General features: G+C 34.4%; 4 protein-coding genes. All 4 read left to right on the top strand.

What is annotated here, in order from left to right; all coding sequences use genetic code 11:
- The first annotated feature begins 123 nt into the window (after nt 1-123).
- The 4 genes from V7083_RS21790 to V7083_RS21775 all read left to right on the top strand — a co-directional run bounded on the left by V7083_RS21790 (nt 124) and on the right by V7083_RS21775 (nt 3,992).
- Nucleotides 124-690 (top strand): TetR/AcrR family transcriptional regulator, encoded by a 567-nt coding sequence (locus V7083_RS21790; RefSeq protein ID WP_335482016.1) that lies wholly within the window; start codon nt 124-126, stop codon nt 688-690.
- Between the two features lie 58 nt (nt 691-748).
- On the top strand, nt 749-2,593 hold the full coding sequence (locus V7083_RS21785) for an alpha/beta fold hydrolase (RefSeq protein WP_335482014.1): 1,845 nt from the start codon (nt 749-751) through the stop codon (nt 2,591-2,593).
- A gap of 457 nt (nt 2,594-3,050) precedes the next feature.
- Nucleotides 3,051-3,383 carry a PspC domain-containing protein gene (locus V7083_RS21780; protein WP_335482012.1) on the top strand — a complete coding sequence of 111 codons (333 nt, stop codon included), beginning with the start codon at nt 3,051-3,053 and terminating at the stop codon, nt 3,381-3,383.
- Between the two features lie 276 nt (nt 3,384-3,659).
- Nucleotides 3,660-3,992 (top strand): YxiJ family protein, encoded by a 333-nt coding sequence (locus V7083_RS21775; RefSeq protein ID WP_438823762.1) that lies wholly within the window; start codon nt 3,660-3,662, stop codon nt 3,990-3,992.
- Nucleotides 3,993-4,032 lie beyond the last annotated feature (40 nt).

The following is a 4,032-nucleotide window of genomic DNA, read 5'->3' as shown; positions in this document are numbered from 1 at the left end:
TTTACCCCTTTGGATATGATTATCTAAAGGGGTGTTTCTATGTCCCATAGAAAAAGAAATAGTTAATACTTGCAACTTTCAAACTAGTACTATATAGTTCTAGTTATGACAAAGGTAAAATTAATGAATCAAAAACGTGTGATTGAAGTGGCGGCAACATTATTTTTAGAAAAAGGGTTTGCTTATACAAGTATGGATGAATTAGTGCGTGTAAGCAAAGTATCAAAATCTAATGTGTATTATCACTTTTCTAATAAGGAAGAATTGTTAGAAGGGGTCGTTGATTATTGGATTGAAACGTATCAGCGTGCCATTGATGAAATACTTTCTCAGAACCAATTATTAGTTGAAGATCGTGTCCAGCTGTTTTTAAAGCATTTATCACAGGGAGTTCAGTCAAGGGAGTATAAGGGTGGCTGTCCATTTATTACTCTTTATATTCAAAGCCCTGCACAAGCCACGCACATAAAAGAAAAAATAGGTCTCTTTTTTACAGGATTACAAACGAAAGTCTCTCTATTACTAAAACAAGGAGTAGAAAAAGGGGAGTTTAGAAATACGATTAATATTGACGAGGTAGCGGCACTTTTTATAACGAATCTTGAAGGAGCGCTATTTATTTCAGAAACATTGAAGGATGCAACTGTTATCAAGCAAACAGCAAACCATCTTTTTAACTTGCTTCGATAAGAGAAGCATTTTTTTTACATCGAATTAGTACTGTGTAGTACTAAAAAGGAGCGCGGATATGAGGACAATATTTTTAACTGGTGGAACAGGCTTTATTGGGAGGCAATTAGTGGAGGAATTAACTAAAGAGGAAGTTATGATTTTTCTTTTAGTTAGGTCAAAAAGTAAGGCAACACGCATTTTTCAAGAAAAAGGTATTTTAAATGAGGCAGCCATGCACTTTATTGAAGGTGANNATTTAGGTTTAAGTGATGAAGATAAGGATAGGGTATTAAAAACGGATGTGATTATTCACGCGGGTGGACCAATGGATATTAAAGCGACAGAGAAAGAGGCAGTTTCTGTATTTTTAAACGGTGCCAAGCATATCGGTGAATTAGCTAAAAGTATTCATCAATTGAAGGGCTTGCAGCAATTTATTCATATAGTAGGTTATATGAGCCCCTTGGATGATAAAAGTAGCATGGTTACGATTGATGTGTTTAAGGAAGGCAACGATTATTTGAAAATAAAAAATTCATATGAAAGAACAAAATTTTTAGCAGATCTTTATATTCGTCAGCAGGCATCTGAAATAGGCTATCCGCTTTCTGTGATTAATCCACCAACTGTAGTCGGCAGTAGTAAAACAGGGAGTACGGAGCAAGTAGCAGGCTTAGGCTTGCTTGTGACGAGTATGCGAAGAGGGCTAATGCCAGTTGTTCCTGGAGGTAAGGGGTATAGATTACCACTTATTTCAAACGATGAGCTAGCGAAGTTTATTGTGCAGGTTTTTAAGCAGGAGCAACCGTCTATTCAAACATATACACTTGTTCAAGACAAACAGCTTGATCCAAATATGTTTGAATTATTAGGAGTTATGTCAGAAAGTATGAATATGGTAGCACCTAAAATCTCTGTACCAATTCCTTTCATGAAGGCACTTATGAAAAGTGGGGTAAGTAAAATAACACAAATTCCATCGGATGGACTGAACTTTATTACAAATAGGAAGTTTTCAAATGATTTATCGAAAAAAATCATGGGAGGGGATTGGTTTAAGAAGACGAGTGTAATGAAATTTTTCCCAGCCGTCGTAGCGGATTTGGATTATCGCTTGATGTATCAAAATGACCAGCATAATCATGCATTTGAACGAACATTAATCGGAAACACTGTCATTTATCAAATACAAGGAGAGGGTAAGCCGTTTATTTTATTACACGGTTTATTGAGCGATGGAGAGGATTTATTTCCTTTAGGACTAGAGCTTCATGAAAAAACTGGTCAACCGGTATGGATCCTGGATCTTCCAGGGTTAGGACGTTCCCCTTTTAAACGAGAGAAAAACCTTCTGGATCTCTATTTGAATGTAGTGAAAGAGTTAATGGGGGAAGCTACTAATGGTGCACATTTGATTGGCCATTCCTTCGGTGCGGTAATTCTTCTGGAAGCATTAGTACAAGAGTACATTGATACGAAGAATACTATTACTTTACTTCAGCCACCTGTTGCAAAAAGAAATTCTAACTCGTTTAATGCTCCTCAATTTATGAACAAATGGGCGTTGAAATTGGCAACTGCTAATTTGATAGAGCGATATTTATTAGGTAATGGTCTGTTTGAAAGTACGGAGAGCATTCCGGAACATTATATTGCCAAAGTAAGTAGGAGCTTTACTTCGCCAAGAATTTTAAATACAACGGTTCAGCTTAACAGTTTTCTATTGAAAGACTATCAGGGTGATTTTAATAAAGTACAAAGGTATAATCTTCATATTATTTGGGGAGATCATGATAGAAGCTATTTTGCTCCATTGCATCTTGGTAAGGTTGATATTGTTCCATATGGTCATCATTTCCCTCTTAGCCATCCAAGGGAAACGGCTGATTTGGTTATAAAAAATAGTAGTACTAGCAGATGATAGTGTGGGGTAAATACAAAAAAAGTGTGTAGTAAGATTGTTCGTTCAAAGTTTGGTTTAACATCATCGGTTGTCCTGTATCCAATAATAAAAGAAAATAGTATTTTTTGCTTGGATTAGCTTAATCATAGGTGCATTATCATATTGCTTCTAATGTATTTTCTATTAGGAAGTCCAGTCATCAGAGAACAATCTTTTTTTCAAAATAGATTCTTTTATTTTTGCTAATATAGCGGTGAAAGAGGAACTGTAGTTTTGAAATAAAGGTGCGAAGCTTTACCCCTTTAGATATGGTTATCCAAAGGGGTATTCTTATAGTGAACCAAAAGGTGTATTAGAGAATTGTTTAGTAACAATAGAGTTGTTCAGCAATCGGGCCAGATTGTTGAATAAAATAACCCGACTTTAAATTAAAGGTATGAGAATATTTATTGTAGAACTTAACTAAGAAAATCAAATGGCAAACGGATCAAACTCCAAAAAACTTTTAAATGAGGTAAAAATGATGAAAAGAAATAGACTGATGAGGTCAAATTCAGATTATGTATTTTTAGGTGTATGTGGAGGAATCGCAGAGGCTCTTTTGATTTCATCCATTATTGTGAGATTGGTATTTATATTCGTGCCAGTATCGCCAATACTTTATCTGATTTTAGGAGCACTTATGGAGAAAGATGATTCATTTTACGGTGATAGCGTAAGAAAGAAGAGCACTTTTAAAACTGCATTGTTAGCATTTATTTTTACTGCATTAGTGTTTGTAATCTTTTTTAACTTGGGCCTTCTGTAGGGAAGTAATTTTTAATCTGAATTAGTAAATATTCTTCTTCAACCAGGGTGCTTTAGTTGAATAACCCAAAAAGAAAATGATCAAACTTTTTTATAAAAATTCTACGGAACCAAATATGTTGAGAGCCTGTTTTGATCAATCTTTTTTCAAAAGCAGGTTCCGATATTTTTTACTGAATCAAGCTTTTTAAGCCCATTTTGATCAAACTTTATTTCAAACCAACAATTGGTGGTGTTTGATATAGATAAAACGCTAATTTTTGAAGAATTGAATTCTATGCAACAAATTTTAATGAATCCTTTTCCTTCTAAAGATACAGCTAAGATGCAAAAGGACTTCAAAAGGAAATTTTCGAAAGAAGATTGTTTAAACGCTGATTTAAACACTTATTGGATGAATATATATGGATGTTTAAGTTACGTTCTTAGGGGAAGCCAAAGCAAAATCCCACGAGGTCAAATAGATTGGCTTAAATTATCCTTCTTTGACATTTTTGGACAATATCGGTTTTTAGAAGAAAACATCTCTAATTATCCAACGTTTTACGATGAATATATGAACAATGAAAAGACAAGAAAATTATTGTTAGAATATTTATCTTTTAACTAGTCCTTGTTAAGCTAACGGGTGCTTGAGCTCAAGAATGATC

It is taken from the genome of Bacillus sp. JJ1764 (assembly GCF_036962145.1).
In the GTDB taxonomy this organism is placed as follows: domain Bacteria; phylum Bacillota; class Bacilli; order Bacillales; family Cytobacillaceae; genus Neobacillus.
The sequence above is the reverse complement of the archived record's forward strand: the minus strand, read 5'-3'. Positions and strand labels throughout refer to the sequence as shown.

Excerpts from the sequence above, each read along its gene's own strand:
- V7083_RS21790 (WP_335482016.1), top strand. The coding sequence starts at position 124 with ATGAATCAAAAACGTGTGATTGAAGTGGCGGCAACATTATTTTTAGAA.
- V7083_RS21780 (WP_335482012.1), top strand. The coding sequence starts at position 3,051 with ATGGCAAACGGATCAAACTCCAAAAAACTTTTAAATGAGGTAAAAATG.
- V7083_RS21775 (WP_438823762.1), top strand. The coding sequence starts at position 3,660 with ATGCAACAAATTTTAATGAATCCTTTTCCTTCTAAAGATACAGCTAAG.